The sequence below is a fragment of the Luteibacter sp. KNZ12-1A genome, from assembly GCF_056755675.1.
The window spans coordinates 28379-54322 of sequence record NZ_JBPGXU010000011.1; the positions used below are offsets into that span (position 1 = coordinate 28379).

Sequence of the window (25944 nt, forward strand, 5' to 3'; positions counted from 1 at the left end):
CCATGGAAATCTTCAACCACAACTCGAACTTCAACTTCCTCGGCCTGCGCAAGTTCAGCATCGGCCTCGCCGTGCTGCTCATGGTTGGCTCGATCGCCCTGATCATGACCCGTGGTTTCAACTACGGGCAGGACTTCCTCGGTGGCGTGGCGGTCCAGGTGGAGTACAAGACGCCGGTGGATCCTGCCGATGTCCGCTCGGCACTTGAGAAGGCGCACCTGGAGAACCCGCTCGTGCAGGCCGTCGGCGGCGCCCGCGAGTTCACCATCCGCCTCCAGCCGAAGGGCGACGTCGCCGCCGCCGGCAACCTCACCAACGACGAGGCGGCCACGAAGGTGGCGAACGACATCATGGCGGCGCTGAAGGAGTCCCGTCCCGACGTCGCGATGAAGAGCAAATCGTTCGTCGGCCCCCAGGTCGGCGAGGAATTGCGCAGCGACGGCATCGTCGCGGTGATCTTCGTCATCGTCGGCATCATGGGATACCTGTGGATCCGCTTCGAGAAGCGATTCGCGATCGCTGCGCTCGCGACGGAAATCCACGACGTCCTGGTGACCCTCGGCATCTTCGCGCTTACCCAGCGCGAGTTCGACCTGACCGTGCTCGCATCCGTGCTGGCGGTGGTCGGTTACTCGATCAACGACAAGGTCGTCGTCTTCGATCGCGTCCGCGAACTGTTCCGCTCCAGCCGCAACGCCACGCCGGAAGAAGTGCTCAACCGCTCGATCAACAGCACGTTGTCGCGCACGATCATCACTTCGCTGTTCACCGGCATCACCATGGCCGCGCTGTTCTTCATCGGTGGCCCGGTCGTGCACGGCTTCGCCATCACGATGCTGATCGGCATCCTGGTCGGCACGCTGTCCTCGATCTTCGTCGCCAGCCCCATCCTGCTCTGGCTGGGCGTATCGAAGAAGGACCTCATGCCGGTCACGAAGGAAGATCCGGCGCTGGAGCGCCGGCCGTAAGGTAGGCCGGCTCGGCTTCGCCCTCGCATTCGCTGTGTGCGGTACGGGGGAGCCGCCGGGCGCCCCCCTCGGCGCGCCAGGCGGCGCCGTCCCTTGGGGAAGGAAGGCCGCTGCGCGGCCATGTCTGATGGCTGGCGCCCCTTCGGGCTCGGACGGTCGGGCGGGGGTTTTCGATTCGGCTCCTGCCTCAGCGAAAACGATCGGCCGTCCAGGCCGATCCCCTGCGGGCCTTGTCCGCCCGCCCATCCTCGGCGCCTCATGTCGCGCCGAGGGGGCGCCCGGCAGCTCGGCCAAGACCGCGGTGGGGTGGCGGGAAAGAGCAAAGATCGCCGCGCGCCAGACGCCTCACACGCTTGGCCGGTATTCTGCGGTGCAAGCTTCGAAAGCTAATGTGGCTTTCGGTTCTCGGTGGGATGAGTTTCGCGATGGTTGGGATTTGGGTAAAAGTTTGTGGATAGCGGGCGTACTCCTTTCCATTGCGCTTTACGACTAATTGTCCGGAAGGAAGATCCGGCGCTGGAGCGTCGGCCGTAAGGTAGGTGACTGATACTCGTCGAACATCGGAAAAACCCGCCTCGCGATTCGAGGGGCGCTTTTTTGGCTCCTTGTCAGTTCGTCCTGTCGGATGGCGCGACAAGTTCAGTCGAGACTTTGCTGTCGATTGCATCGCCGTCCTTGCAAATCCGACCCCGATGCTGCCGACGATCTAATCGCCGAAGCCTTGGAGGAACTGTGAAATCTGTCGTCTTTAGCGGCAAGTGAGATAGGATTTTCGATCGCTCGCGCCGATACCGTGCCACGGTTCCAAGTGCCGGATTGACGCGCCCTCGTTGGAGCATATAGTTCAACCAAACGGCAAGGAGGTCGTCATCATGATTCGTAAAGCTCGACTGGGATTTGCAAGGTCAATGCTTTACTTGGGAAGTCTTATCACCATGTCTGGTCATGCCCAGTCCGATCAGGGTACCGTCGTGTCGGTGCCTCCAGGCGGGACTTGGATTGCGGATATAAGCAAGGATGGAAAGATAGAAAAGGGGGCGCGCTGGATCGCATCGGTGAAAGTGGACCCCACATTTGCTTTCGTATATACGCTGACATTCACTGCTCCGTTCCCTTCGGTACCGGAGTGTGCCGTTGTGAACAGGGAGAACGATTCCACGTTTTCCAGGATCCAGGATCCCGGTCCGGAGAAGACGAAGGTAAAAGTGGCCACGGCGAATGGCAGCGGAAGCTTCCCCGAGGCATTTACTGTGACTTGCACACTGCCGGCTGACCGTGCCCCTTAGCGCCTGAAGTCGCAGCCGAGCGAGCGGTGGAAAGTCTCGCCCGATCAGTGCAACGCTTCTTTCGCCACGTAGAGGTCGAAGACTCGGCGGGCCAGCCCGCTTCCCACCCAGGTGCGGCAGGCGAGCGTTGCTCTTTCCTCCAACCCACTCTTGTGTCGAGGGTGGCGCCCGGCAGCTCCCCCGCCACGCACACAACGAGCGCGAGGGCGAAGCCGAGCCCGCAAAAGAAAAGCCCCGCTGTCGCGGGATCGCCGACAGGGTCGGTTCCCGCCAGGGCTGGGCGAGCCCAAAAAAAGAGCCCGCGTTGGCGGGCTCTTTTCCTGGTCGCACCCCATCCCTGAGATCAGAAATCGTCGCTATCCTCGGTGGCGCCTTCCGCGTCGTTGGCCAATGTGACCACGACGTAGGCGGAGCCCACGAGCGACGCGCAGAGCCATGCGTAGACCATCTGGATCGCCGTACGCGGGATGGCGAGCGCCACCCGTGGTGCGAGCGCCAGGCCGACGATGCCGGCGAGCGCGAGTACGGTGGCGACGGTCCACGCAAGGCGCCGCGACGGCGACGTGGCGGTGGTGACGTTCATACTGCTATGCCCCTGTTTCCCCTGAATCGCGCCCTCGTGCATCGATATGTGAGGCGCTTGTTGTAGGAAATACCCTACAAACTTCCCTGGGAGCAAGTGCCGATTTCCTGAACGAATTCCTTGACTCATAAGGAGTTCCATGCAAGAGCGTTGGCAAGCGCCCGGCTACGCTAGACTTTCGTTTCCCTTCGAGGTCCGATCCATGGCAGAACGCGAATTTCCCGGCTTCACACTACGTAGCGGCGCCACCCGCGAGGGCTCCCGGTACACCGCGCTCCTGTCCGCGCACCCGGCCGATGGCACCTTTCCGAGCTATTTCGCCGTCTACGAGAACCGCAGCTTCCGTGACGAGGACAGTGCCGCCGCCGCGGCGGAGAAGGCGTTGAGCCTCGTCCTGGGTGTCGAAGAGGACGGAGCGCCCGTGTTCGCCGAGGGCGAGACCGGTTTCGACGACGACGTGTGACCCCCATGACTCCCTGGCGCTTGTCCGGCTTGACAGCGAGCCGTCACGCAGCGCGTGATACCAGCGGGGCGACGAAGGGTGGCGACATAACATGAGCGAAGGGAATGGGCGCTACCGGCAGTTCGTCGAGGCATCCTCCGACTGCATGAAGGAACTGGACCGCGATGGCGTCATCCGCTTCGTGGCGGGCCTGGGTTGCGCCGCGTTGGCTCCCGAAGGTACCGATCGGCTGGTCGGGATGCGCTGGCTCGACCTGTGGCCCCTGGAGGCGCGCGACATGGTCGCCGGTGTGTTGGACCGGGCCTGCGCGGGTGAAAGGGTCGACTTCGTCGGTGCGCGCCGGACCGGAGACGGGCCTTCCCGATGGTGGGAGGTCATGGTTGCCCCGGTCGTGGCCGATGATGTCCTGGACCACTTCATCGTCATCAGTCGGGACGTTACCGAGCGCGTGGAACTCCAGGCGGCTCTGGAAGCCATCATCGAGTTGCTCCAGGATCGGCTCAACGAGACCGTGGCGCGGTCGGTCTCGGCCACGACGCAGTACGGCACCTTGCTGGAACGGTTGGAGACCGAGCATGGGGCGAGGCGCGACGCCGAAAACCGGCTCGCCGGCGTCCGCGAACAACTGGACCTGGCCAACCGCGCGCGCGACCTCGCCGAGGCGGGCTCGCGCCAGGCCCAGAAGCAGCAGGCCATCGGCCAGCTGGTGAGCGGAGTCGCCCACGACTTCAACAACATGTTGCAGACGGTGATCGTCAGCCTTTCTGGCTTGCAGGACGACTCGGATGAACTGTCGCCCCGGCACCGCCGGATGATCACCTATGCGGTGGAGGGAGCGCGGCACGCCACGGCATTGACCCGGCGCTTGCTGGCCTTCGCGCGCAACCAGTACGCCCAGCCGGAGGCGGTCGACCTCGGCGACCTGGTCGTGGCTTTCGCGGACTTCGCCCGGCATGGCCTGGGTGGCCGCGTGGGCATCGAGGTGTTGCGTCAGCCGGGCGCCTTGCCGGTGTGGCTGGATCGCCACGGCGTGGAGCAGGCGTTGATGAATGTGTGCCTGAACGCGCGAGACGCGATGGGCGGCTTCGGGAACATCGTGATGGAGGTCGGCGAGCGCGTCGGCGACGATCGCCTGCCCGGGCTCGCCCACGAAGCCGGCGGCTTGCGCCAGGTCTTCGTGAGCGTGGCGGATACCGGCGGTGGCATGGTCGAGGAAGTGCGCCAGCGCCTGTTCGAGCCCTACTTCACCACCAAGGAGGGCGGTTCCGGTCTTGGCCTCGCCCAGGTCTACGGGATGGTGGCGCAAGCGGGCGGGGCGATCGAGATCGAGAGCGAGACCGGCGTCGGAACGCGCATCCGCCTGGTTTTCCCACGCTATCCCGGCCCCTTCGCCCTGGACGATTGAAACCTGCGAAAAACGTGACCGCGTTCCTCAATTTGCCGATGGATCGGCCGATACAGCAAGGGACTGGGAGGAAGTGAAGTCATGTTGGTCATCATCGGTTCGATTATCGTCCTGGTCTCCGTGCTGGGCGGCTATGTTCTCTCGCACGGCGAGATGGCCGCGCTGTGGCAGCCCTACGAGTTGCTCATCATTTTCGGCGCGGCGTTCGGCGCCTTCATCAGCAGCAATTCGATGGATGTCGTCAAGGCGGCAGGCCGCGATACCGTCGCCCTGTTCAAGGGGCCGAAGTACCGCAGGCAGGACTACGTGGACCTCCTGTCGCTGCTGTACGACATCTTCGTGAAGATGCGCAAGGAGGGGCAGCTGGGCATGGAAGCGCATATCGAGGACCCGGCGAACAGCTCGTTGTTCGGTGCGTATCCGCGGCTGATCGCCGAGCACCACCTCATCGATTTCATCACCGACTGCCTGCGCCTCATCGTGGGCGGCAGCATGGACCCGCATGAGCTGGAGCAATTGCTCGACGTCGAGTTGGAAACGCATCACCACGAGGCGCTGGTACCGGCATTGGCGGTGCAGAAGATGGCCGACGCGCTGCCCGGCTTCGGCATCGTCGCTGCCGTGCTCGGCATCGTCATCACCATGAAGTCGATCGACGGCGATGCCGTCGTCATCGGCCAGCATATCGCGGGGGCGCTGGTCGGTACCTTCCTCGGCATCCTGCTGTCCTATGGCTTCGTCGGCCCGCTGGCGGCGGCGATGGAAGCGCGCGTGGGCACCGACGGCAAGGCGTTCGAATGCGTGAAGGTGGCCTTGCTTGCAAACCTGCGCGGCTACAACCCGATGGTGTCGGTCGAGTTCGCGCGCAAGTCGTTGCAGTCGGGTTCCCGGCCGACCTTCCAGGACCTCGAGGCGCACCTCAAGGCCGTTCGGTAAGCCACCATGAGCGACCTGAAGCAGATCATCGTCGTCCGCAGACGGAGAAAGGGCGGCCATGCCCATCACGGCGGCGTCTGGAAAGTCGCCTACGCGGACTTCGTCACCGCGATGATGGCGTTCTTCCTGGTCATGTGGCTGGTCGGCGCGGGCACCAAGCAGCAGCGCGCCGCCATCTCGGAATACTTCAAGAACCCGAGCATGACCCAGGGCCAGTCGACCATGGCGCCGTCGGGCAAGATGGGGCCGGGCGGGGCCAGCACCAGCATGATCAAGCTGGGTGGCGCACTGGAGCTGCCCAAGGGCCCGGGCGACCAGCAGGCCTTCACCAAGCCGGCGGAGACCGAGGTGGAGAAGCTGGCCAAGGCGCAGGAAAAGCGTCGCCTCGAACAGCTCATGAAGGACCTGAACGAAGCGATCGCCAAGAGCCAGGCGATGGCCCCCTACAAGGATCAGCTCCTGCTCGACATCACCTCGGAAGGACTACGCATCCAGATCGTCGACAGGCAGAACCGGCCGATGTTCGATACGGGTAGCGGCGCGCTGAAATCCTATACCGTGCAGATCCTGCATGAGCTGGCTGGTTTCGTGAACCAGGTTCCGAACCAGATCAGCATCTCGGGCCATACGGACAGCGCGCCGTATATCCGCGCGGACAGCGCCTATGGCAACTGGGAACTCTCCGCCGACCGCGCCAACGCCGCGCGCCGCACCCTGATCGAGGGCGGCATGCAGCCGGACAAGGTCGCACGTGTGGTGGGCCTGGCCGCTTCCGTGCCGTTCGACAAGGCGAACCCCGCGGCGGCGAGCAATCGGCGCATCAGTATCGTGGTGATGACACGCGAAGCGGCGCGGGCGGCGCTTTCGTCGGATGTGGCCACGGAGCCCAGCCTGCCCGCGGTGCCCAATCCGCATTCGGCCGGCTGAGGTGAACGGGAACGCTGAACCCATTCCGCTGTCGAAGTCGCTTGCAACGGTCATGTTACCCCGGCAGTATCAACGCATAGGGGAGGGAAGCGCAGTGGAAAATCACAGTAAGTACAGAGTGGTGGCCAAGGCGGTGAAATACGACAACGCCGGTGAGCAGGTCTACCGCAGCAGTTACCGGATTCTCGACCACATCGGCGAGGAAATCGAAGCCAGCACCGGCACGAACGATTTCGTCGACATCACGAGCGCATTCAACGAAGCGTTCGCCCTCGGCCACGAACGATTGCGCGAACTCGGCGTCGATACGGTCCAGTAGCCGCTAGGTCCAGTAACCGCTAGGCTGTCGTAAGCACGTGGCGCAGTTCATCCAGTTGCGCCGGCGTGCCCACGTTACGCCAGAAGCCGTCATGCCGTTCGCCGGTGAGGGTTCCGGCGGCGATGGCGCGCCGATACATCGGCAACAGCTTGAATCGTCCCGGTGCTTCTCCTTCGACGATCTCGCGCCGGTACACCCCTACGTTGCCAAAGGTGAGGCGCTCCGCACCCGCCGGACCGTCGCCTTCATGAAGTCGTCCCTCCGCCAGGGCGAAATCGCCGTGGGGGTGGAAGTCGGGATTCGGGACCATCACAAGGTGCGCCAGGCCCTGCGGCTCGCGGGGAAGCGCGGCGTAGTCGATGTCGCTCCAGATATCCGCGCTCACCACGATGAAGGGCTCGGGGCCCAGTAGAGGCAACGCCTTGAGCATGCCGCCGCCAGTTTCCAGCGGCACGGGTCCCTCGTACGAATAGCGCAGGCGCACGCCCCAGCGCGATCCGTCGCCGAGCGCTTCCGGGAAGCGCTCGGCGAGGTGCGAGGTATTGATGACGATGTAACGCACGTCCGCCGCGGCGAGCTTCTCGATATGGTGCACGATGAGCGGCTTGCCGTTCACGTCGAGCAAGGGCTTGGGAGTGTGCTCCGTGAGCGGACGCATGCGTTCGCCCAGGCCTGCGGCGAGGATCAACGCGTGCCTCATGCGTTCACCGCCCTGCGCAGGTCGCGGTCGCCGACCATCGCCTCGATGAGGTCGGCCAGCGGCGCGGTGTCGGCATGGCGTCGCGCGGTATCGAGCACGTAGCGGAGAACCCGTGGAAGGTCGTTGAGGTAACCCGGCTTCCCGTCGCGATAGCAGAGCCGGCAGAACAGGCCGAGGATCTTGATGTGGCGTTGCAGTCCGGTGAGATCGAACCACCGGCGGAAACGGTCGGTGTCGACGGTCTCGTCCAGCAGCCGCGCGTCGAGCAGGCGCAGGCGGTAGGCCTCGACCCAGCCTTCGACGCGCTCGTTGTCCCAGACGATGTATGCATCGCGCAGGAGCGAAGCGAGGTCGTAGGTGATCGGCCCCGACATCGCGCCCTGGAAATCGATGATGCCAGGCGACCGTTCCTCGGTGACCAGCAGGTTGCGGCTGTGATAGTCGCGATGCATGAAAGCACGCGGTTGTTCCGCGATGACATGCATGATGGCCGTGAATGCGTTCTCCACGACGTCCCATTCGCCGCACGCTAGCGTCACGCCCAGGTGTCTCTCCAGGAACCAGGAAGGCATGATCTCCAGTTCCATGGTCTGCCAGGCATGGTCGAAGGAGGGCAGGCCCTGTGTATCGACGTGCGCTTGCATGCGTAGCAGCGCATCCAGCGCATCGCCGTATAACGCATCCACGCTCGCGTCGTTCAGTTCCGGAAGATAGGTGCGCGTACCGAGGTCCTCGATGAGCAGGAAACCCTGTTCGAGATCGGCCACCATCACTTTCGGTACGTGCAGGCCGGCGCGTGCGAGGCGCTCGCCGATCTCCACCCAGGGCGCGGGGTTTTCCTTCTCCGGCGGCGAATCCATCACGATCACCGGCTGGCCGTCGACATGGCCGCGCCAATAGCTGCGAAAGCTCGCGTCGGCGGAGGCGGGTTCGAGTGCGAGCGTGGCGTCGCCCGTGACATGTCGGGCCCAGGCGAGGCGGGTGGTGGAGCGGTCGGAGGCGGTCATGGACATTCTGCGAGGACGATACCGCCGGTCAGCTTAGAGCCTTTGCCGCGCGCTGTCATAGCACCTTCATGGTGCATATCATCCGATTCTTGTGGTGCACTGCAGCGTGTGGTTATCTAGGAGCCCAGGGGTTTCTATCGGGGGACGGGTAGGTGGAAAACGACTGTGGAAGCGCGTCCATGACGCGACGCGATCTCCTGCGGATGATCGGTATCGCCGGTGGCGGCGCTCTCATGTACCAGGCGATGACCAACCTCGGTTTCGCCGCCGAGTCCCCTTACCGGCGGCCACCGCCATTGCAAGGCACCGGACGTGGCAACGTGCTGGTACTGGGCGCGGGCCTGGCGGGCCTCGTCGCCGCCTACGAACTGGGCAAGGCCGGTTACACGGTGCAGGTTCTCGAATACAACGCGAGGCCGGGCGGGCGTAACTGGACGCTCCGCGGGGGCGATGTCTACACCGAACTCGGCGGCCACCAGCAGGTCTGCCGCTTCGACGAAGGGCAATACTTCAATCCCGGGCCGTGGAGGATTCCGTACCACCACCACGGCGTGCTCGATTACTGCCGAAGGTTCGGCGTGCCGCTCGAACCCTTCGTGCAGGTGAATCACAACGCCTACATCCATGGGAAGAACGCATTCGGTGGCAAGCCGCAGCGCCTGCGCGAGGTGCAGGCGGATTTCCACGGCGGCGTGGCCGAACTGCTTGCAAAGGCGACGGGGAAGGGCCGGCTGGACGACCTGGTGAGCCGCGAGGATCGCGAGATCCTGCTCGAGGCGATGCGAGATTTCGGTGGGCTCGACCGCCAGTTCCGTTATGCCGCCGGCCGCGAAAGCAGTGAGCACCGCGGCTATGCGAAGGACGCTGGAGGTGGCCCCGATGGCAAGCCGGTGTTCTCCACGCCGGTCGGCCTTTCCGACATGCTCAACGCCCGCTTGTGGAAGGCGCTGGGCATGAGCGAACTCTACGAATACCAGACCACGATGATGCAGCCCGTGGGCGGCATGGATGCGATCGGCAAGGCCTTCGTGCGCGAGATCGGCGGCAACGTGATCCGCTACAACGCGAAGGTCACCGGCATCGCCCAGGACGACCACGGCGTGACGGTGACCTACGAGGACACCAACGCGCCCGGTTCGCCGCGACAGGCGAAAGCCGACTGGTGCGTGTGCACGATTCCCCTGTCCATCCTCAGCCAGATTCCCGTCCAGGTATCCGCCGCAAAGGCGGCGGCGATATCCGCCGTGCCGTACATGGCGTCATCGAAGATCGGCTTGCAGTTCAAGCGGCGGTTCTGGGAAGAAGACGAGGCGATCTACGGTGGCATCACGGCCACCGATCTTCCCATCGGGATGATCTCCTACCCGAGCCACGGCATCGGCACGAAGAAAGGCGTGCTGCTCGGCTCGTACACGTTCTTCACCGAAGCCTACGAGTTCACGTCGCTCGACCCCGCCGCGCGTATCCGCAAGGCCGTCGAATATGGCGCCCGAATCCATCCGCAATACACCGCGGCATTCGAGAACGGCATGGCCGTGGCCTGGCACCGTTCCCCGTTCACCCTCGGCTGTTTCGGCTGGTGGACCGATGCCGCGCGCGAAAAACACTACGCGGACATCTGCTCCATGGACGGCCGCATCGTCCTGGCGGGTGAGCACGCGTCGTACCTGCCGGCCTGGCAGGAGGGCGCCATCCTTTCGTCGCTTTCCGCGATCGACGCCTTGCACCAGCGGGCACGGGCCGGAGGCCACGCATGAAAACGATCATCCTCGCGATCGCGTTGCTCGTGTCGCCCGGCCTCGCCCTGGCGCAAAAGACCGATGCCGATTTCATCGATGCCAAGGAGGCCTCGCATGCCACCGGCCAGCAGATCTTCACGCACATCTGCCAGGGCTGCCATATGGCGGACGCGAAGGGTGCCGTCGGCGCGGGCCATTATCCGGCGCTGGCGAACAACCCGAAGCTCGCGTCGGCGGCTTATCCTGTCGTGATGGTGATGAATGGCCGTGGCGCCATGCCGGCCTTCGGCCCCTTGTTGACGGACGCCCAGGTGGCGGACGTGGTCAACTATGTGCGCAGCCACTTCGGCAACGCCTATTCGGACACCTTGAAGCCCGATGACGTGAAGGCGTTCCGTCCCCCTGCCGCTCCCACCGACGAGGACAACTGACCCATGTTCAAGCCAACCCTGATCGCATCGCTGCTGGTCGCCGCCACCACGCCCGCGCTCGCCGCCGATGTCGTACGGCACAAGATTCCGAACAGCACGTTTCCCATTTCCGCCGCGGTGGAAATCCCAGCGGGCAAGACCCTCGTCTTCCTGAGCGGCGTCGTGCCCCCCGTGGCCGATGCGAACGCACCGAAGGACAGCCCGCAGGCCTATGGCGACACGAAGACGCAGACCGTCGGCGTGCTGACCTCGATCGAGAAGCAGCTGAAGGGCATGGGTTTGTCGATGGGCGACGTCGTGAAGATGCAGGTCTTCCTGGTCGGCGATCCCGCCAAGGGCGGCAAGATGGATTTCGCCGGGTTCATGGCGGGCTATACGCAATTCTTCGGTACCGCGGCGCAACCGAACCTGCCATCGCGCTCGGCGATGCAGGTGGCCGCATTGGCGAGCCCGAACTTCCTCGTCGAAATCGAAGTCACCGCCGTCCGCCCATAGCCCCCACTTGATTGAGAAGAGTGGAAAGGGTGGGAAGCGCGCTGGCGCGCGAACGGTTCTCGCCGAACCCCCATTCGCGGCCAAGGCCGCTTCCCACCCGAAGGTGGGATTGCCTACCCACCCGAAGGTGGGACTGCCTATCCCACCCACCCTGGGTGGGGGCCCGGTCAGTGCGCCAGCTCAAGACAAGTTGTAACCCCGCTCCTCGTGCAGCGCGATATCCAGGCCCACCTGTTCCTGTTCCTCGTCGACACGCAGGCCCATCGTCACGGCGATGCCCTTGAAGATGGCGTAGCTCAGCACGGCGCTGTACACGACGGTGAAGGCCACGCCCTTGAACTGGATCCACAACTGCAGGCCGAGGTCCGTCACGGTACCGAACCCGCCCAGCGCGGGTGCCGCGAACGGCCCGGTGAGCAACGCGCCGATGATGCCGGCGATGGCGTGGACGCCGAAGACATCGAGCGAGTCGTCGTAGCCGAAGCTGCGCTTGAGGCGCGTGGCACAGAAGAAACAGACGATACCCGCGACGAGGCCGAGCACCAGCGCCGCACCGGGGCCACAGGTACCGGCGGCGGGCGTGATGGCGACGAGTCCGGCGACGGCGCCGGAGGCGATGCCGAGCACGCTGGGGCGGCGATGGGTGATCCACTCGATGGCGGTCCAGCCGATCGCCGCGGCCGCCGTCGCGATCTGCGTCACCAGCATCGCCATGCCGGCGCTGCCGTTGGCCGCGACCGCGGAGCCGGCATTGAAACCGAACCAGCCGAGCCAGAGCATGCTCGCGCCAACCAGCGTATAGCCGAGGTTGTGCGGTGGCATCGGTGTTGAGGGATAGCCGCGGCGCTTTCCGATCACGAGACATCCCACGAGGCCCGCGATGCCCGCGTTGATGTGCACCACGGTGCCGCCGGCGAAGTCGAGCACGCCGAGGTCGCCCAGGAAAGAACCCGGGCCGCCCCACACCATGTGCGCGACCGGCAGGTAGACCAGCGTGAACCACAGCGCGGTGAACACGAGCAGCGCGGAGAATTTCATGCGTTCCGCGATCGCGCCGACGATGAGTGCCGGCGTGATGATCGCGAAGGTCATCTGGAACATCACGAAGACCGCTTCCGGAATCGTGTTGTAGAGGCTGTCGGGCTTGAGCCCGGCCAGCATGGCGTGGCCCAGCCCACCGACGAAGGAATGCAGGTTGGTCGTTCCCGCGGTCATGCCGGTGTTGTCGAACGCCACCGAATAGCCGTAGACCACCCACAGGACGGTGACCAGCGCGGTGATGGCGAAGCACTGCATCAGTACGGAGAGCAGGTTCTTCGCGCGGACCATGCCGCCGTAGAACAGGGCCAGGCCCGGAATGGTCATCAGCAGCACGAGCATCGTGGCGGTGAGCATCCAGGCGGTGTCGCCGGAATCGAGCTTCGCCGGAGCGGCGGCCGCCTGGGCGAGGGCGCCACAGGGGAGGAGGAGGGCGGCAACCAGCGCCGGAGCGAGGGCCTTGCGGATCACATCAGAGCGCATCGGCGTCGACCTCCTGGGTGCGGATACGAATGGCCTGTTCCAGGTCGATGACGAAGATCTTGCCGTCGCCGATCTTGCCCGTGCGGGCGGCGGTGGTGATCGCCTCGATCGCGCGCTCCAACTGTTCGTCGGTGACGGCGATCTCGATCTTCAGCTTCGGCAGGAAGTCCACGACGTACTCGGCGCCGCGATACAGCTCCGTGTGGCCGTGCTGGCGGCCGAAGCCCTTCACCTCGGTGACCGTCATCCCCTGGACTCCTACCTCTGAGAGGGCTTCGCGGACGTCGTCCAGCGTGAACGGCTTGATGATCGCGTTGATCCACTTCATGGAGCGCGCTTCCCCTTCGATTGGCCTGCCGGATGAAGAGCAGGATGCGTGCCAGTGGGGCGCGAGTGCCTTCAGGCGTTGTGCGGCGCGGCAACGGCCCGCGACGGTAAGGCGAGCGGCGCCCGGACGCACCATCGAGGTGCGATGCATTGCACCATGGAAGCGCCCTGGTGTGAGCCGACCCTGTCGGCGATGGGTGTTGCCATCACTTGGCCCGCTGCCGCGGGATCGCCGACAGGGTCGGCTCCCACCGGGGCCCGTTTCCTTCGCCATTGCACTGATGCGCAGAAATCAGTACCATTTTGGTCCGGTATTGACGACATCCCCTCCCCATGCTCCGTGTCAGCCGATTGACCGATTACGCGACCGTGGTGATGACCTGCATCGCCGCGCATCCCGCCGACGTTCTGAGCACCGCCCAGATCGCCGAAGAGGCGCGCCTGGAGCTGCCCACGGTATCGAAGCTGCTGAAGCTGCTGGGCCATGCCGGGCTGGTGGAGTCGTTTCGTGGGGTCAATGGCGGTTACCGCCTCGCCCGTCCGGCCGAGGCGATCAGCCTCGCCGACATCGTCGAGGCGATGGAAGGTCCGATCGGCATGACCGAATGCAGCGTGGCCCAGGGCCATTGCGACCGGCAGTCCCAGTGCGGTGTCAGCGACAGCTGGCGGTCGGTCTCCGGGGCCATCGACGGCGTGCTGCGTTCCATGACCCTTGCACAGATGCTGGCCGGCCGCCCCGTGGCGCCGGCGAAGGATGCGGCCCAGGCCGCACAGGCAAACGCATGAACGAGAGTGAGAACATGACACGCGACGTGGCAGCACCGGTGCGCGACAACGCCGAAGTCGAAGCGGCCCTCAATCGCCGCTACGAAGCCGGTTTCGTCACCGACATCGAATCCACCAGCCTGCCTCCCGGCCTGAGCGAGGACATCGTCCGCCAGCTCTCCGCGATCAAGCAGGAGCCCGAGTGGATGACCGAGTGGCGCCTTGCCGCGTATCGCCACTGGCTGACCATGCCCGAACCCGACTGGGCGAAGCTCGACATCGCGCCGATCGACTACCAGGCGGTCAGCTACTACTCGGCCCCGAAGGCCGGTCCGAAGTCGCTGGACGAGGTCGACCCCAAGCTGCTCGAGACCTACGAGAAACTCGGCGTGCCCTTGCACGAGCGGGCCAGGCTGGCCGGCATCGCCGTGGATGCGGTGTTCGACTCGGTGTCGGTGGGCACCACCTTCCGCAAGGAACTGGCCGAGGCCGGCGTGATCTTCTGCTCGATGTCCGAGGCGATCCGCGAGCACGGCGACCTCGTGCGCCAATACCTCGGCAGCGTCGTGCCCACGGGCGACAACTACTTCGCCGCGCTGAACTCGGCCGTGTTCTCCGACGGCAGCTTCGTGTTCATTCCCAAGGGCGTGCGTTGCCCGATGGAGTTGTCCACCTACTTCCGCATCAACGCGATCAACACCGGGCAGTTCGAGCGCACGCTCATCGTGGCCGAGGACGACGCCTATGTGTCGTATCTGGAAGGCTGCACCGCGCCCATGCGCGACGAGAACCAGCTGCACGCGGCGGTGGTCGAGCTGGTCGCGCTTGAGCGGGCCCAGATCAAGTATTCCACCGTGCAGAACTGGTATCCCGGCGACGAAAACGGCGTCGGCGGCATCTACAACTTCGTGACCAAGCGCGGCGACTGCCGCGGTGCCGATTCGAAGATCTCCTGGACCCAGGTGGAGACCGGTTCCGCGATCACCTGGAAGTATCCCAGCTGCGTGCTTCGGGGCGACCGCTCGGTGGGCGAGTTCTATTCCGTGGCGCTCACGCATCACCGCCAGCAGGCCGATACCGGTACCAAGATGATCCATATCGGCAAGGGCACCAAGTCGAAGATCGTCGCCAAGGGCATCAGCGCCGGCCGCAGCTCGAACAGCTATCGCGGGCTGGTCAAGATCGAGAAGGGCGCGGACGGTGCGCGCAACTACACCCAGTGCGATTCCCTGCTCATCGGCAAGAAGTGCGGTGCGCATACCTTCCCGTACATGGAAGTGAAGAATCCGAACGCGATCGTCGAGCACGAGGCCACCACCTCGAAAATTTCCGACGACCAGCTGTTCTATTGCCTTTCGCGCGGCATCGGCGAGGAAGACGCCGTGTCGATGATCGTCGACGGTTTCTGCAAGCAGGTGTTCCGCGAACTGCCGATGGAATTCGCCGTCGAAGCCAAGAAGCTGCTCGAGGTTTCCCTCGAAGGCGCGGTGGGCTGACGATGGGCATCGCCGGTTCCGCACCGGGCGTGACCGATCTGCGCGCGCTGCTCGCCGCGCTCGATCCCGAGATCGACCCGATCCCCAAGCGCTTCCTCCATGTCTCGCACGAGAAGGCGAGGACGCGCATGGCCGACGCGCTCATGATGTTCCGCGAGGCCGAGGGCACGACGCTGATCGTGGATGTCGATGGCGACGATGCGCTGGGCGGCCGCCTGCTCTGGGCACGCATCACGTTGCGCGTGCAGTCGAGCCTCACCGCGGTCGGCATGATGGCCGCCGTATCCGCCGCGCTCGCCAGGCGCGGCATTCCCTGCAACCCCGTATCCGCGTTCCTGCACGACCACATCTTCGTGCCCTGGGATCGCCGCGACGACGCGCTCGACGCGCTCTCGCACCTCACGCCCTGATTGGACAGCACCGCCATGCACATGCTCAAGATCGACAACCTCCATGCCCGCGTCGAAGGCAAGGAGATCCTCAAAGGCCTTTCGCTCGCGGTGAAGCCCGGCGAGGTGCACGCCATCATGGGGCCGAACGGCGCGGGCAAGTCCACGCTCGGTAATGTGCTCGCGGGGCGCGATGGCTACGAGGTGACCGAAGGCTCCGTCACCTTCGACGGCCGCGACCTTCTCGCGCTGGAACCGGAAGAGCGTGCCGCCGTCGGCGTCTTCCTGGCCTTCCAGTATCCGGTCGAGATCCCGGGCGTGAACAACACCTATTTCCTGCGTGCCGCGCTCAACGCGCAGCGGAAGTTCCGTGGCGAAGCCGAGCTGGACTCCATGCGCTTCCTCAAGCTGGTCCGCGAGAAGCTGAAGGTGATGCAGATCTCCGACGAACTGCTCCACCGGGCGGTGAACGAAGGGTTCTCCGGTGGCGAGAAGAAGCGTAACGAGATCTTCCAGATGGCCGTGCTCGAACCGAAGCTGGCCATCCTCGACGAAACCGATTCCGGCCTGGACATCGATGCCCTGAAACAGGTGGCCGAGGGCGTCAACGCCTTGCGCTCGCCGGACCGCTCGTTCGTGATCGTGACCCACTACCAGCGCCTGCTCGACTATATCGAGCCGGACTTCGTCCATGTGCTCGCCGGTGGCCGCATCGTCGAGAGCGGCGACAAGAACCTCGCCTTGAAGCTGGAAGAGCAGGGCTACGCGTGGCTCGCCGATACGCACCCGGAACTGCGCAAGGCCGACCTCGCCGGGGCGCCGGCATGAGCAACGCGCCGTCCCCGTTCGTGCGGGCGGCACTGGACGCTGCCGCCACGCTTCCCTCGACCGGCATCGCATGGCTCGACGCCGCGCGTGCGGAAAATCTCGAAGCCTTCGCTGCCACCGGCCTGCCGGAGGGGCGTGACGAGGCGTGGAAATACACGCCGCTGCGTGCGCTGTCGCAGCGAGGGTTCGCGCTCGCCGACCGTACCGCCGCCGTTGCCACCGTCGTCGATCCCGCGCTGTATGCCTTGCCAGGTGTCGACGGCGGCCGTGTCGTCTTCGTCGACGGTGCGTTTCGCGCCGATCTTTCCTCGCTCGATACCGACGGTGTCGAATGGGCCCCGTTGTCCGGCGCGTTGTCCACCCATGCCGAGCCCCTGCGCTTCGCATTGGCCAACCGCTACCGCCGCGCCGCCGCCGATGCCTTCGCCCACCTGAATGCGGCATTGGCCACCGACGGTCTCGTGCTCCGGATACCCGATGGCGTCGTCCTGGCCAAGCCGTTGCATGTCGTGCATGTCTCCAGCGGCGTCCAGGGCGATAGCGCCTGGCACGTGCGCGTGCTCGTGGAAATCGGGAAAGACGCGAGTGCGGAAATCGTCGAGCACTTCGTCTCGGCAGGTGCCGCCACGCAACTCGGTACGCTGGTCTCCGATGTCGTCGCCCGCGAAGGGGCACGCCTGGGCCTCGTCGTGGTTCAGGACGCCTCGGTCGCCACCACCCTGGTTCGCCGCAGTCACGTCCGCCTCGACGCGCGGGCCGAGGTGACCTTGCATGCCCTCGAACTGGGCGGCGCGCTCGTCCGGCATGAGGTGAACGCCGAACTGGTGGGCGACGGCGCACGCTTCGATTCGCGCGGCGTGTTCGCCCTGTCGGGCCGGCAGCACGCCGACACGCAACTGGAGATTCGGCACAACGCGAGGAACACCGCATCCGATGCCTTGTGGCGCGGTATCGCCGACGGCCGCTCACGCGGGGTATTCCGTGGTGCGATCGTGGTCTCCGAGGGCGCCGACGGCACCGATGCCTCGCTCAGCAACAAGAACCTGCTGCTGTCCGGGCAGGCCGAGATCGACACCAAGCCGGAACTCGAGATCTATGCCGACGAGGTGAAGGCCGCCCACGGCGCCACCATCGGCCAGCTCGATGAACGGTCGCTTTTCTACCTGCGCTCCCGCGGTATCCCGTTGGTCCAGGCGCGCAGCCTGCTGACGCTGGCGTTTTGCCGTGCCGTGCTCGAATCGCTGCCGAACGAGGCCCTGCGCGAGCATCTTGGCGAACTGCTGGCCGCGCACCTGCCGACCAGCCTCGCCGCCGAATAAGTCCGGAGCCAAGCCATGAACGCCAAGCCCGAAGCCGCCACCTTGCCGTTGGACGTCGAGCGCATCCGCGCCGACTTCCCGTTGTTGTCGCGTACCGTCCACGGAAAGCCGTTGATCTATTTCGACAACGCCAACACCGGGCAGAAGCCGGTATCGGTGATCGAGGCGGTGGACCGGCACTATCGCGAGCACAACGCCAACGTGGCGCGTGCGGTGCACACGCTGGGCGAGGAAGCCACGGCGTCATACGAGGCCGCGCGCGACGCCATCGCACGTTTCGTCAACGCGCCCTCGCGGGACGAGGTGATCCTCACCTCCGGGACGACGCAGGCGATCAACCTGGTGGCCTACAGTTACGCCTTGCCGCGACTGAAGGCGGGGGACGCGATCCTCACCACGGTGATGGAGCACCACGCCAACATCGTCCCCTGGCAGCTGGTGGCCGAGCGCACCGGTGCCACGGTGAAAGCCGCGCCGATCGACACGAACGGCGAGCTGATCGTCGAGAAGTACATCGAGATGCTGACGCCCGAGGTGAAACTCGCCTGCGTCGCCCACGTCTCCAACGTGCTGGGCACGGTGAATCCGGTCCGTGAGATCGCCCGCGAGTGCCGTAAGCGCGGTATCCCGCTGCTGGTCGACGGTTCGCAGGCGGCACCGCATCGCCGGATCGACGTCCAGGCGCTCGGCTGCGACTTCTACGCGATCACGGGGCACAAGATGCTGGCGCCCACGGGCACCGGCGCCCTCTGGGCGAAGCGCGAACACCTCATGGCGATGCCGCCGTTCTTCGGCGGTGGCGAGATGATCCGCGAGGTGCGCTTCGACGGCACGGTCTTCGCCGATCCGCCGCACCGGTTCGAAGCGGGTACACCGAATATCGCGGGCTTCGCGGGCATTCCGGCGGCGATCGCCTATCTGGAAGGTATCGGATTCGACCGGCTCAAGGCGTACGAGCAGGAGCTCCTGGCGTATGCCACCGACGCGATCGAAAACCTGCCGGGCGTACGCATCTTCGGCCGTGCGAAGGAGAAGGAGCCGGTCATTTCCTTCCTGCTCGAAGGAGCGCACGCCAACGACATGGCCACCTTGCTCGACCTGCAGGGCGTGGCCGTTCGCTCGGGCCACCATTGCGCCCACCCGCTGATGCAGTTTTTCGGCGTACCGGCCACGCTGCGGGCCTCGCTGGCCTTCTACAACACGAAGGCCGAAGTGGACGGCTTCATCGAGGCCGTCGGCCGGGTGCGCAAGCTGCTGCTCTGAACCGTTAAGATCCCCGCATGACCACCGACTACGCCTTCCGAATCGCGACCCTTGCCGACGTTCCCGTCATCGCGGCGCTCGTCGAATCCGCCTATCGCGGCGATGCCAGCCGCGCCGGTTGGACCACGGAAGCGGATTTCCTGCATGGCCGGCGTACCGACGCCACCGAGATACAGGAGTTGCTCTGGAGCGAGAACGGACGCTTCGTACTGTTCGAGCGGGAAGGTGAGGTCGCCGCATCCTGCTACGTCGAACGGCAAGGCGCGACCTGCTATTTCGGCATGTTCTCCGTGCATCCGCCGTTGCAGGGCACGGGAATCGGCCGGCGGGTGATCGAGGAAGTGGAGCGCATCGCCCGCGACGAGTGGGGTTGCGACCGCGTGGAAATGACCGTCATCGATATTCGCACCGAACTCATCGCCTGGTACGAGCGCCGGGGCTATGTCCGTACCGGGCGGACGAAACCATTCCCCTACGGCGACGAACGCCTCGGCCTCCCGCAGCGCGACGACCTGCGCTTCGAGTACATGGTGAAGGAACTGCGCACATGAGCGACTGGGTCAGGGTGGGCACGCGTAGCGAATTGCTTCCCGGCGAATACCGGGTGGTGTGGGATGGCGATACCGCGATCGCCGTGTACAACATCGACGGCGACCTCTACGCCATCGAGGACGTCTGCACCCACGATGGCGGCGAACTGGCCGGTGGGCCGGTGCATGGCTTCGAGGTGGAATGCGTACGGCACGGCGCGCGCTTCGATGTCCGTTCCGGCGAGGTTACCTGTCCGCCCGCCTACGAGCCGGTTCCGATCTTCCCGGTGAAGGAAGCCGAAGGCGCGATCTGGACTCGCGACGATCGCTGAAATCCATTCGCCGGCCCGTAAGCGACGACCAAAATCCTATGGCGCGCAACGTCTTCGGGCCCTAAGCTTCGCGCAGGACAGACAACCTTCAGGGGATTCCATGGCACAGAGCGATCGTTGGCGTGCGGCACTCGCCTTCGCGATCCTGTTCGTTCTGTACCAGGCTGCCGAGGGGATTGGCGGGCGCTTGCTCGGCAGCTTCACGGTCCAGGCCGCCCTGATGGTGGCCGTGGTCGTGGCGGCCTGGCCGCTGGGTCGCTGGCTCGGTTTTCGTGGCTACGATGCCTACGCCCTGGAGTGGCGCCGGTCGGCCGGGGTCCTGCTGGCCGGCGGGCTCGCGCTGGCGCTGCTTCTCAAGTACGTGGCCGTGTGCATCGGCATGGTCTTCAACGTCTATGCCGCGCTCGCGCCGGAATCGCCACGGGTAGCCGCCGTCTCCTTCCTCTCGTCGATTCCATGGGCTCTTGTCGCGACCTTCGTGCCCTCCATCGCCGAGGACATCCTCACTCGCGGATTCCTCTACCGTGCGGCCCGTGTCCGCTGGGTGCCATGGGCTTTCGTACTCGTGTCCAGCGCGCTCTACGTGGCCAACCATATCTACCGGCTCGGTGCCGGCCCCGCGGAATGGGTGATGCTGTTCTGCTTCGGGCTCGCCTACGCCACGGCGGTGCTGCGCACCGGTTCGTTGTGGCTGGCGGTGGGCCTGCACTGGGGCTGGAACCTCGCCAACGTATTGATCGGCGACATCCTTCCTTACCAGGTGCTCTCGCAGGTATGGTCGCCGTTCCTTTCGGCCGCCGCCCACCTGGTGATGCTGGGCGTGTTGTTCGCGGTACCGGTGCCGCCGGAACGCGACGAACTGAATGCCGACGCCGCCGTCTAGAAGTGATAGACGAAGGCGAGGGTTTCCGTCACCTGCCGGGTCGAACCGAACTGGCGGACCAGCGGACTCTCCGCGGCGTTCCCGTATAGCCGTCCGTACGAAACGGCCAGGGCGAAGCCGGTCTGCCGCGAGGTGGGAATGAAGGCGTCGTATTCCAGGTCCGCCGAATGCCAGCCCGCCCCAGGACGCCATGCCTGGGTACCCAGGGTGGCCGCCTCGCCTGGGGTGATGCCGTAGAAGCGCCGCATCGCCGGGCCATTCATGCCCTCGACCTGCAGTTCGATCGAATGCTGGATGTACCACACGTCCGGCAATCGATAGTCGGCGTACAGCGCCGCATAGGCCCCCGCGCCGTTGGTGTCGTGGGCGACATGCCCACCCACGCTGAAGCGTTTGTCGAAGGCGTACTCCAGGTATCCACCGCCCTGGAAACGCGGCGACAGCGAGGCGATCTTGCCGCCGAGCTGCCCGAGGTCGCCGTGCGTGCGCCCCCATAACCAGTTGCCGTAGACGCCGCCGTGCCAGTGCTCGCCGGAAATCAGGTCGATGGTGAGGCCATCGGCGGTCGATAGTTCGCCCTTGCCGGGAAGATCGATGTCCACGTAGGGCAGCGGCTGGTCGCGCCGGTCCTTCGAGCCCTGCCATGCGGGCATCCGCTGCATGCCGGCGCCGAAGGCATAGCTGGGGGTGTCGTCGTCGCCGGCGTGGGCGGTCGCGGCCAGCAGGAGCAGGACGGGGAAAACGAGGCGCGAACGGCGCATGCGCGGAAACCGGAGCCGGATGAGCGCCGAAGCATGCCACACGGGTTCTTACATATGGCTTTCGATATGGGGAAAGGGCTTGGAAAGGATGCGGCTCTAGCCTTCGCTGCAAACTGGTCAACGGCGCATCCACGTGCTCAGCCCCTCCTGGAACATCCTCTGCGACTTCGACGGCACGATCGCCGTCGAGGACGTCATCGACTCGCTGCTGGACCGCTACGGGCGGCCTGGCTGGGAGATCCTGGAACGCGACTGGCGCGCCGGGACCATCGGCTCGGCGGTCTGCATGGCGGGCCAGGTCGCGCTGCTCGACATGAGCCACATCGAACTCCAGCGCCATCTCGGTGGCCTGCGCATCGACCATGGATTCGCCGCCTTCGTGAGCGCGACCGTCGAGCACGGCATCCCGATGGAGATCGTGAGCGACGGCATCGACCATGCGATCCACGCGATCCTGGCCAACCACGGCATTCCGCGCCTCCCTACGGTCGCCAACCACCTGCTGCAAGTCGGCGAGCGCGACTGGAACCTCACCTCGCCATACAGCGTGCAGGGTTGCCGCAGCGGTACCTGCAAGTGCGCGCGTGTCGACGCGGCGCGGGCGCGCGGCGGCAAGACCCTGCTGATCGGTGACGGCGCCTCCGACTTCTGCGCGGCCGACCGCGTCGATTTCGTCTTCGCCAAGAATCGCCTGATCGAGCATTGCCGCGCCGCCGGCATCCCGTATGCGCCCATCGCCAGCTTCGACGAGGCGCTCGAACTCCTTCCCGACCTTCTCGGCGGCCGCCTGCCACCGAGAACCGTCATGCCCATCCCCGCGGCGAACCCCCAGGAACTGCCTGCATGAACATCCTCACCAAGAACGCGCCCCTCGTCATCGACGATGCGACCCTGCTCGCCGACGAGGCGAAGTACTGCTCCTTTGGCGATACCGTGCATTACGTCGATCCGCCGAAGATCTTCCGTCACGCCGAAGGCAGCTACATCTACGACAGCGAGAACATCCCGTTCCTCGACCTGCAGATGTGGTACTCGGCGGTCAACTTCGGCTATGGCAACAAGCGGCTCAACGACACGCTGAAGGCGCAGATCGACCTGCTGCCGCAGGTGGCCAGCCAGTACCTTCACCAGGGCAAGATCGAACTAGCGAAGACCATCGCGGTCGACGCGAAGCAGAAGTTCGGTCTCGACGGCCGCGTGCATTTCAATGTCGGCGGCGCGCAGGCGGTGGAGGATTCGCTCAAGCTCGTGCGCAACGCGCGTGGCGGCAAGAGCCTGATGTTCGCGTTCGAAGGCGGTTACCACGGCCGCACCCTGGGCGCCTCCGCCATCACGTCCAGCTACCGTTATCGCCGCCGCTTCGGCCACTTCGGCGAGCGCGCGATGTTCATCCCGTTCCCGTATCCGTTCCGGCGCCCGAAGGGCATGACGGCGGAAGAGTATTCCGATGCCTGCGTGCGGCAGTTCGAGCGCCTGTTCGAAACCGAATACAACGGCGTGTGGGACCCGAAGGTCAACGAAGCCGAATACGCCGCCTTCTATGTCGAGCCGATCCAGGGCACCGGCGGCTATGTCATTCCGCCGAAGAACTTCTTCATCGACCTGAAGAAGGTGCTCGACAAGTACGGCATCCTGATGGTCGTGGACGAAATCCAGATGGGTTTCTGGCGCACCGGCAAGCTGTGGTCGATCGAGCATTTCGGCGTGACGCCCGACGTGCTCGTGTTCGGCAAGGCGCTCACCAACGGCCTCAACCCGTTGTCGGGTATCTGGGCCCGCGAGGAACTGATCAACCCGACGGTGTTCCCGCCCGGTTCCACGCACTCGACCTTCAACTCGAACCCGCTCGGCACGGCCCTGGGCCTCGAAGTGATCAAGATGGGTTACGAGCTCGACTACGGCGCCCGGGTGGCCGAGAAGGGCAAGCACTTCCTCGACGGCCTGCGCGACCTGCAGAAGCGCCACAAGGAAATCGGCGACGTGGACGGCCTCGGCCTGGCGCTGCGTGCCGAGATCTGCACGGACGACGGTTTCACGCCGAACAAGGCGCTGCTCGACCGCATGGTCGACATCGGCCTGGCCGGCGGTCTCACTCACGAAGGCAAGAAGATCGGTCTCGTGCTCGATGTGGGCGGCTGGTACAAGAACGTGATCACGTTCGCACCGTCGCTCGACATCAGCCACGATGAAATCGACCTCGCCATTGCGTTGCTCGACCAGCTCCTCACGCTGGCCAAGCGCGGCTGATACTCGGCAGCCAACCATGGCGTTCGTGAACCAGCTCGAGCCGGATGCATTGCTCGGGCACTTCGAGCGTCATCCGCCGCACGGTTTCACCCCTGTCCGTGCGGTGGATGGCGCGCCACTTTTCGTGGCGCCGTTCGACCTGCTGACCACCGCCGACGACGACTTGCGGCGACGCGTGGCGGCCTTGCCCTTCCAGCGGCTGCTGAAGCGGCTGTTGACTCCCCGCACCTGCTTCGCCGGAACCACCGTCTCGGAGTATTCCCTGTTCGCCAGGGACAGCGATCCCGTCGCCGTCGCCGAGGCGCTGGCACGTGGTCCGGGTCGCGCGCATCCGTTGCTGGTGGTCAAGGATCTCGCCCTCGATTCACCGTTGACCGCCATCGCCGACCGGGCGTGGACAGCCCGCTTCGCCGACGCCGCGCGTGCGCGCGGTTACCTGATCGTCGAGGGTCAGGCGCTCGCCTACGTGCCGATCGATTTCACCTCGATCGATGAATACCTCGGTCGCCTGTCGTCGTCGCGAAGGAAGAACCTGCGCCGCAAGCTCCGCTCGCGCGACCGGCTGGCTGTATCCGCGGTCCCTACCGGCGAGGCTTTCGCGACCGATGCCAGCGTGGATGCGTACTACGCGCTCTTCGAGAACGTGTATGCGCAGAGCGAAGTCCATTTCGACAAGCTCTCCCGGGATTTCTTCGCCGCCGCTTTGCGCGAGCCGGGTGGGGTGGTCATGTCCTACCATGCCGATGGCGCGTTGGTCGGGTGGAACCTTTGCTACGAACATCGAGGCAAGTTGCTCGACAAGTACGTCGGTTTCGCCTATCCAGCGGCACGCGAACTCGATCTTTATTTCGTGAGCTGGTTCGTGAACCTGGAATACGCGCTCGCGCGGGGATTGACCCATTACGTCGCGGGTTGGAGCGATCCCGCCGTGAAGGCGTCGCTGGGCGCGCGTTTTCACCTGACCCGGCATGCGGTGTTCGTGCGTAACCCCTTGTTGCGCGCGCTGCTGCGGCGCTTCGCGCATCGCTTCGAGCCGGATAGCCAATGGGAGGTCCCCGATGCGGCAGCCCGTCGTACTTGACCTGGACGATTCCGTCGGGCCGTTGGCTGGGCATGTCCTGTTGCCGCTGCGCGATTGGGAGGAGTCGATCCGCTTCGGTTGTTCCATGCGCCGGCTTCATCGCTTCAGCCAGTTGCTCGCCGGTACGCTGCCACGCGAACACGGCACCGTGTTCCTCGGTAGCGGCGATTTCCATCACCTCACGTTGCCGCTGGTGCAGCGCGTCCCCGGCGACTGGCGTTTCCAGGTGGTGGTGATCGACAACCATCCCGACAACATGCGTTTCCCGTTCGGCGTGCACTGCGGCTCGTGGGTGCGCCGGGTGGCCGCGTTGCCGCGTGTCAGCCACGTGCATGTGGTGGGAATCACCTCCGGCGACATCGGCCGCAAGCATGCGTGGGAGAACTACCTGGCGCCGTTGCGCGCGGGCAGGCTCACCTACTGGTCCGCTGGCGTGGATGTGGCCTGGGCGGCACGCTTGGGGCTGGGGGCGGCGTTTCGTTCGTTCGACGGCACGGAGGCGATGGTCGAGGCTTTCGTCGACGCGCAGCGGGTTCAGCGCGAGCCGGTATACCTGTCGATCGACAAGGATGCCTACGCCCCCGATGTCGCGATGACGAATTGGGACCAGGGCACGCTGAACGAGGCCGGCGGCGCGGCGATCATCGGTGCCGTGCGCGGCCGCCTCATCGGCAGCGATATCACCGGAGAGATCTCGCGGTATCGCTACAAGTCATGGTGGAAGAGGCGGTTGAGCGCGATGGATGGGCAGGTCGAGGCGGACGGGCAACGGCTCACCGAGTGGCAGGCGCAACAGCATGCGTTGAACCGGCGGCTGCTCGCCTTGATCGAGGGCAATCGCCGCTGAAGCGGCTCCCACCTTGGTTGCCGTGCCGTGGTAGCCCGCTACCGTTCCCGGGGCCGCCGCTGTTGTGGGAGCCGCTTCAGCGGCGATGCTCCCACA

27 protein-coding genes and 1 pseudogene are annotated in these 25944 nt (G+C 65.2%); 22 read left to right on the top strand and 6 right to left on the bottom strand.

The features are described from left to right. The first annotated feature begins 2 nt into the window (after nucleotides 1-2). Entirely contained in the window at nucleotides 3-968 is a 966-nt protein-coding gene (gene secF, locus ACR9ZJ_RS04480; RefSeq protein ID WP_481281297.1) for a protein translocase subunit SecF, read from the top strand. Nucleotides 969-2597: 1629 nt separating this feature from the next. On the opposite strand, the gene ACR9ZJ_RS04485 is transcribed toward secF, so the two are convergent. Next, a complete protein-coding gene (locus ACR9ZJ_RS04485; protein ID WP_481281296.1) occupies nucleotides 2598-2837 on the bottom strand; it encodes a hypothetical protein in 240 nt (79 codons plus the stop codon). 202 nt (nucleotides 2838-3039) lie between these two features. Between ACR9ZJ_RS04485 and ACR9ZJ_RS04490 the strand changes: the two genes are divergently transcribed. From ACR9ZJ_RS04490 to ACR9ZJ_RS04510, 5 genes and pseudogenes are all read left to right on the top strand, one after another. Then, entirely contained in the window at nucleotides 3040-3300 is a 261-nt protein-coding gene (locus ACR9ZJ_RS04490) for a hypothetical protein (protein WP_481281295.1), read from the top strand. Between the two features lie 91 nt (nucleotides 3301-3391). Beyond that, the gene (locus tag ACR9ZJ_RS04495) at nucleotides 3392-4705 is read left to right on the top strand and encodes a two-component system sensor histidine kinase NtrB (RefSeq protein ID WP_481287003.1); all 1314 of its coding nucleotides are present in this window, start codon (nucleotides 3392-3394) and stop codon (nucleotides 4703-4705) included. A gap of 81 nt (nucleotides 4706-4786) precedes the next feature. Then, nucleotides 4787-5641, top strand: a complete 855-nt coding sequence (motA, locus tag ACR9ZJ_RS04500; protein ID WP_481281293.1) for a flagellar motor stator protein MotA — start codon at nucleotides 4787-4789, stop codon at nucleotides 5639-5641. A 6-nt stretch (nucleotides 5642-5647) separates the two neighbouring features. Then, nucleotides 5648-6508, top strand: a pseudogene (motB, locus tag ACR9ZJ_RS04505) (flagellar motor protein MotB); the annotation flags it as partial. A 154-nt stretch (nucleotides 6509-6662) separates the two neighbouring features. Continuing rightward, nucleotides 6663-6887, top strand: a complete 225-nt coding sequence (locus ACR9ZJ_RS04510) for a hypothetical protein (RefSeq protein WP_429197837.1) — start codon at nucleotides 6663-6665, stop codon at nucleotides 6885-6887. 19 nt (nucleotides 6888-6906) lie between these two features. Here ACR9ZJ_RS04510 and murU read toward each other — a convergent pair whose 3' ends face one another. Both murU and ACR9ZJ_RS04520 read right to left on the bottom strand, forming a co-directional pair. Continuing rightward, nucleotides 6907-7587 (bottom strand): N-acetylmuramate alpha-1-phosphate uridylyltransferase MurU, encoded by a 681-nt coding sequence (gene murU / locus ACR9ZJ_RS04515; RefSeq protein WP_481287004.1) that lies wholly within the window; start codon nucleotides 7585-7587, stop codon nucleotides 6907-6909. Next, on the bottom strand, nucleotides 7584-8594 hold the full coding sequence (locus ACR9ZJ_RS04520) for an aminoglycoside phosphotransferase family protein (RefSeq protein WP_481287005.1): 1011 nt from the start codon (nucleotides 8592-8594) through the stop codon (nucleotides 7584-7586). The genes murU and ACR9ZJ_RS04520 overlap by 4 nt, the downstream gene beginning before the upstream one ends. Before the next feature lie 179 nt (nucleotides 8595-8773). Here ACR9ZJ_RS04520 and ACR9ZJ_RS04525 point away from each other — a divergent pair, with 179 nt between their 5' ends. The 3 genes from ACR9ZJ_RS04525 to ACR9ZJ_RS04535 are packed head-to-tail and all read left to right on the top strand — an operon-like array spanning nucleotide 8774 to nucleotide 11259. After that, entirely contained in the window at nucleotides 8774-10351 is a 1578-nt protein-coding gene (locus ACR9ZJ_RS04525; RefSeq protein WP_481287006.1) for a flavin monoamine oxidase family protein, read from the top strand. Further along, nucleotides 10348-10764: a c-type cytochrome gene (locus tag ACR9ZJ_RS04530; protein ID WP_481287007.1), complete on the top strand. Its 417-nt coding sequence runs from the start codon at nucleotides 10348-10350 to the stop codon at nucleotides 10762-10764. Before ACR9ZJ_RS04525 ends, ACR9ZJ_RS04530 begins: the two co-directional genes overlap by 4 nt. Before the next feature lie 3 nt (nucleotides 10765-10767). Continuing rightward, the gene (locus tag ACR9ZJ_RS04535; protein ID WP_481287008.1) at nucleotides 10768-11259 is read left to right on the top strand and encodes a RidA family protein; all 492 of its coding nucleotides are present in this window, start codon (nucleotides 10768-10770) and stop codon (nucleotides 11257-11259) included. Nucleotides 11260-11439: 180 nt separating this feature from the next. Here ACR9ZJ_RS04535 and ACR9ZJ_RS04540 read toward each other — a convergent pair whose 3' ends face one another. Both ACR9ZJ_RS04540 and ACR9ZJ_RS04545 read right to left on the bottom strand, forming a co-directional pair. After that, on the bottom strand, nucleotides 11440-12780 hold the full coding sequence (locus ACR9ZJ_RS04540) for an ammonium transporter (RefSeq protein ID WP_481287009.1): 1341 nt from the start codon (nucleotides 12778-12780) through the stop codon (nucleotides 11440-11442). Beyond that, a complete protein-coding gene (locus ACR9ZJ_RS04545) occupies nucleotides 12770-13108 on the bottom strand; it encodes a P-II family nitrogen regulator (RefSeq protein ID WP_448096670.1) in 339 nt (112 codons plus the stop codon). Before ACR9ZJ_RS04545 ends, ACR9ZJ_RS04540 begins: the two co-directional genes overlap by 11 nt. A gap of 332 nt (nucleotides 13109-13440) precedes the next feature. On the opposite strand from ACR9ZJ_RS04545, the gene ACR9ZJ_RS04550 reads away from it, so the two are divergent. The 9 genes from ACR9ZJ_RS04550 (at nucleotide 13441) to ACR9ZJ_RS04590 (ending at nucleotide 20912) form a co-directional block, all read left to right on the top strand. After that, nucleotides 13441-13893, top strand: a complete 453-nt coding sequence (locus ACR9ZJ_RS04550; RefSeq protein ID WP_371025012.1) for an SUF system Fe-S cluster assembly regulator — start codon at nucleotides 13441-13443, stop codon at nucleotides 13891-13893. Nucleotides 13894-13907: 14 nt separating this feature from the next. Further along, the gene (sufB, locus tag ACR9ZJ_RS04555; protein ID WP_481282718.1) at nucleotides 13908-15368 is read left to right on the top strand and encodes a Fe-S cluster assembly protein SufB; all 1461 of its coding nucleotides are present in this window, start codon (nucleotides 13908-13910) and stop codon (nucleotides 15366-15368) included. 2 nt (nucleotides 15369-15370) lie between these two features. Further along, nucleotides 15371-15778: an ACT domain-containing protein gene (locus ACR9ZJ_RS04560; RefSeq protein ID WP_481281286.1), complete on the top strand. Its 408-nt coding sequence runs from the start codon at nucleotides 15371-15373 to the stop codon at nucleotides 15776-15778. Nucleotides 15779-15799: 21 nt separating this feature from the next. Then, nucleotides 15800-16585, top strand: a complete 786-nt coding sequence (sufC, locus tag ACR9ZJ_RS04565; protein WP_306852189.1) for a Fe-S cluster assembly ATPase SufC — start codon at nucleotides 15800-15802, stop codon at nucleotides 16583-16585. Beyond that, entirely contained in the window at nucleotides 16582-17904 is a 1323-nt protein-coding gene (sufD, locus tag ACR9ZJ_RS04570; protein ID WP_481287010.1) for a Fe-S cluster assembly protein SufD, read from the top strand. Before sufC ends, sufD begins: the two co-directional genes overlap by 4 nt. A 15-nt stretch (nucleotides 17905-17919) precedes the next feature. Next, nucleotides 17920-19167 (top strand): aminotransferase class V-fold PLP-dependent enzyme, encoded by a 1248-nt coding sequence (locus tag ACR9ZJ_RS04575; RefSeq protein WP_481281284.1) that lies wholly within the window; start codon nucleotides 17920-17922, stop codon nucleotides 19165-19167. Nucleotides 19168-19184: 17 nt separating this feature from the next. Continuing rightward, the gene (locus ACR9ZJ_RS04580) at nucleotides 19185-19718 is read left to right on the top strand and encodes a GNAT family N-acetyltransferase (RefSeq protein ID WP_481287011.1); all 534 of its coding nucleotides are present in this window, start codon (nucleotides 19185-19187) and stop codon (nucleotides 19716-19718) included. Then, entirely contained in the window at nucleotides 19715-20029 is a 315-nt protein-coding gene (locus ACR9ZJ_RS04585; protein WP_481281282.1) for a non-heme iron oxygenase ferredoxin subunit, read from the top strand. The genes ACR9ZJ_RS04580 and ACR9ZJ_RS04585 overlap by 4 nt, the downstream gene beginning before the upstream one ends. A gap of 100 nt (nucleotides 20030-20129) precedes the next feature. After that, nucleotides 20130-20912, top strand: coding sequence for a CPBP family intramembrane glutamic endopeptidase (locus tag ACR9ZJ_RS04590; RefSeq protein WP_481287012.1), 783 nt, complete (start codon nucleotides 20130-20132; stop codon nucleotides 20910-20912). Here the strand turns inward: ACR9ZJ_RS04590 and ACR9ZJ_RS04595 are convergent. Beyond that, entirely contained in the window at nucleotides 20909-21673 is a 765-nt protein-coding gene (locus tag ACR9ZJ_RS04595) for a MipA/OmpV family protein (protein ID WP_481281280.1), read from the bottom strand. The genes ACR9ZJ_RS04590 and ACR9ZJ_RS04595 overlap by 4 nt on opposite strands. 133 nt (nucleotides 21674-21806) lie before the next feature. On the opposite strand from ACR9ZJ_RS04595, the gene ACR9ZJ_RS04600 reads away from it, so the two are divergent. Genes ACR9ZJ_RS04600 through ACR9ZJ_RS04615 form a run of 4 tightly spaced genes read left to right on the top strand, consistent with a single transcriptional unit; the run spans nucleotide 21807 to nucleotide 25848 of the window. Next, a complete protein-coding gene (locus tag ACR9ZJ_RS04600) occupies nucleotides 21807-22520 on the top strand; it encodes an MtnX-like HAD-IB family phosphatase (RefSeq protein WP_481281279.1) in 714 nt (237 codons plus the stop codon). Next, nucleotides 22517-23920, top strand: a complete 1404-nt coding sequence (locus tag ACR9ZJ_RS04605) for an aspartate aminotransferase family protein (RefSeq protein WP_426286946.1) — start codon at nucleotides 22517-22519, stop codon at nucleotides 23918-23920. Before ACR9ZJ_RS04600 ends, ACR9ZJ_RS04605 begins: the two co-directional genes overlap by 4 nt. Before the next feature lie 16 nt (nucleotides 23921-23936). Beyond that, nucleotides 23937-25001: a GNAT family N-acetyltransferase gene (locus tag ACR9ZJ_RS04610; protein WP_481287013.1), complete on the top strand. Its 1065-nt coding sequence runs from the start codon at nucleotides 23937-23939 to the stop codon at nucleotides 24999-25001. Then, on the top strand, nucleotides 24979-25848 hold the full coding sequence (locus tag ACR9ZJ_RS04615; protein WP_481287014.1) for an arginase family protein: 870 nt from the start codon (nucleotides 24979-24981) through the stop codon (nucleotides 25846-25848). The genes ACR9ZJ_RS04610 and ACR9ZJ_RS04615 overlap by 23 nt, the downstream gene beginning before the upstream one ends. Nucleotides 25849-25944: the final 96 nt, after the last annotated feature.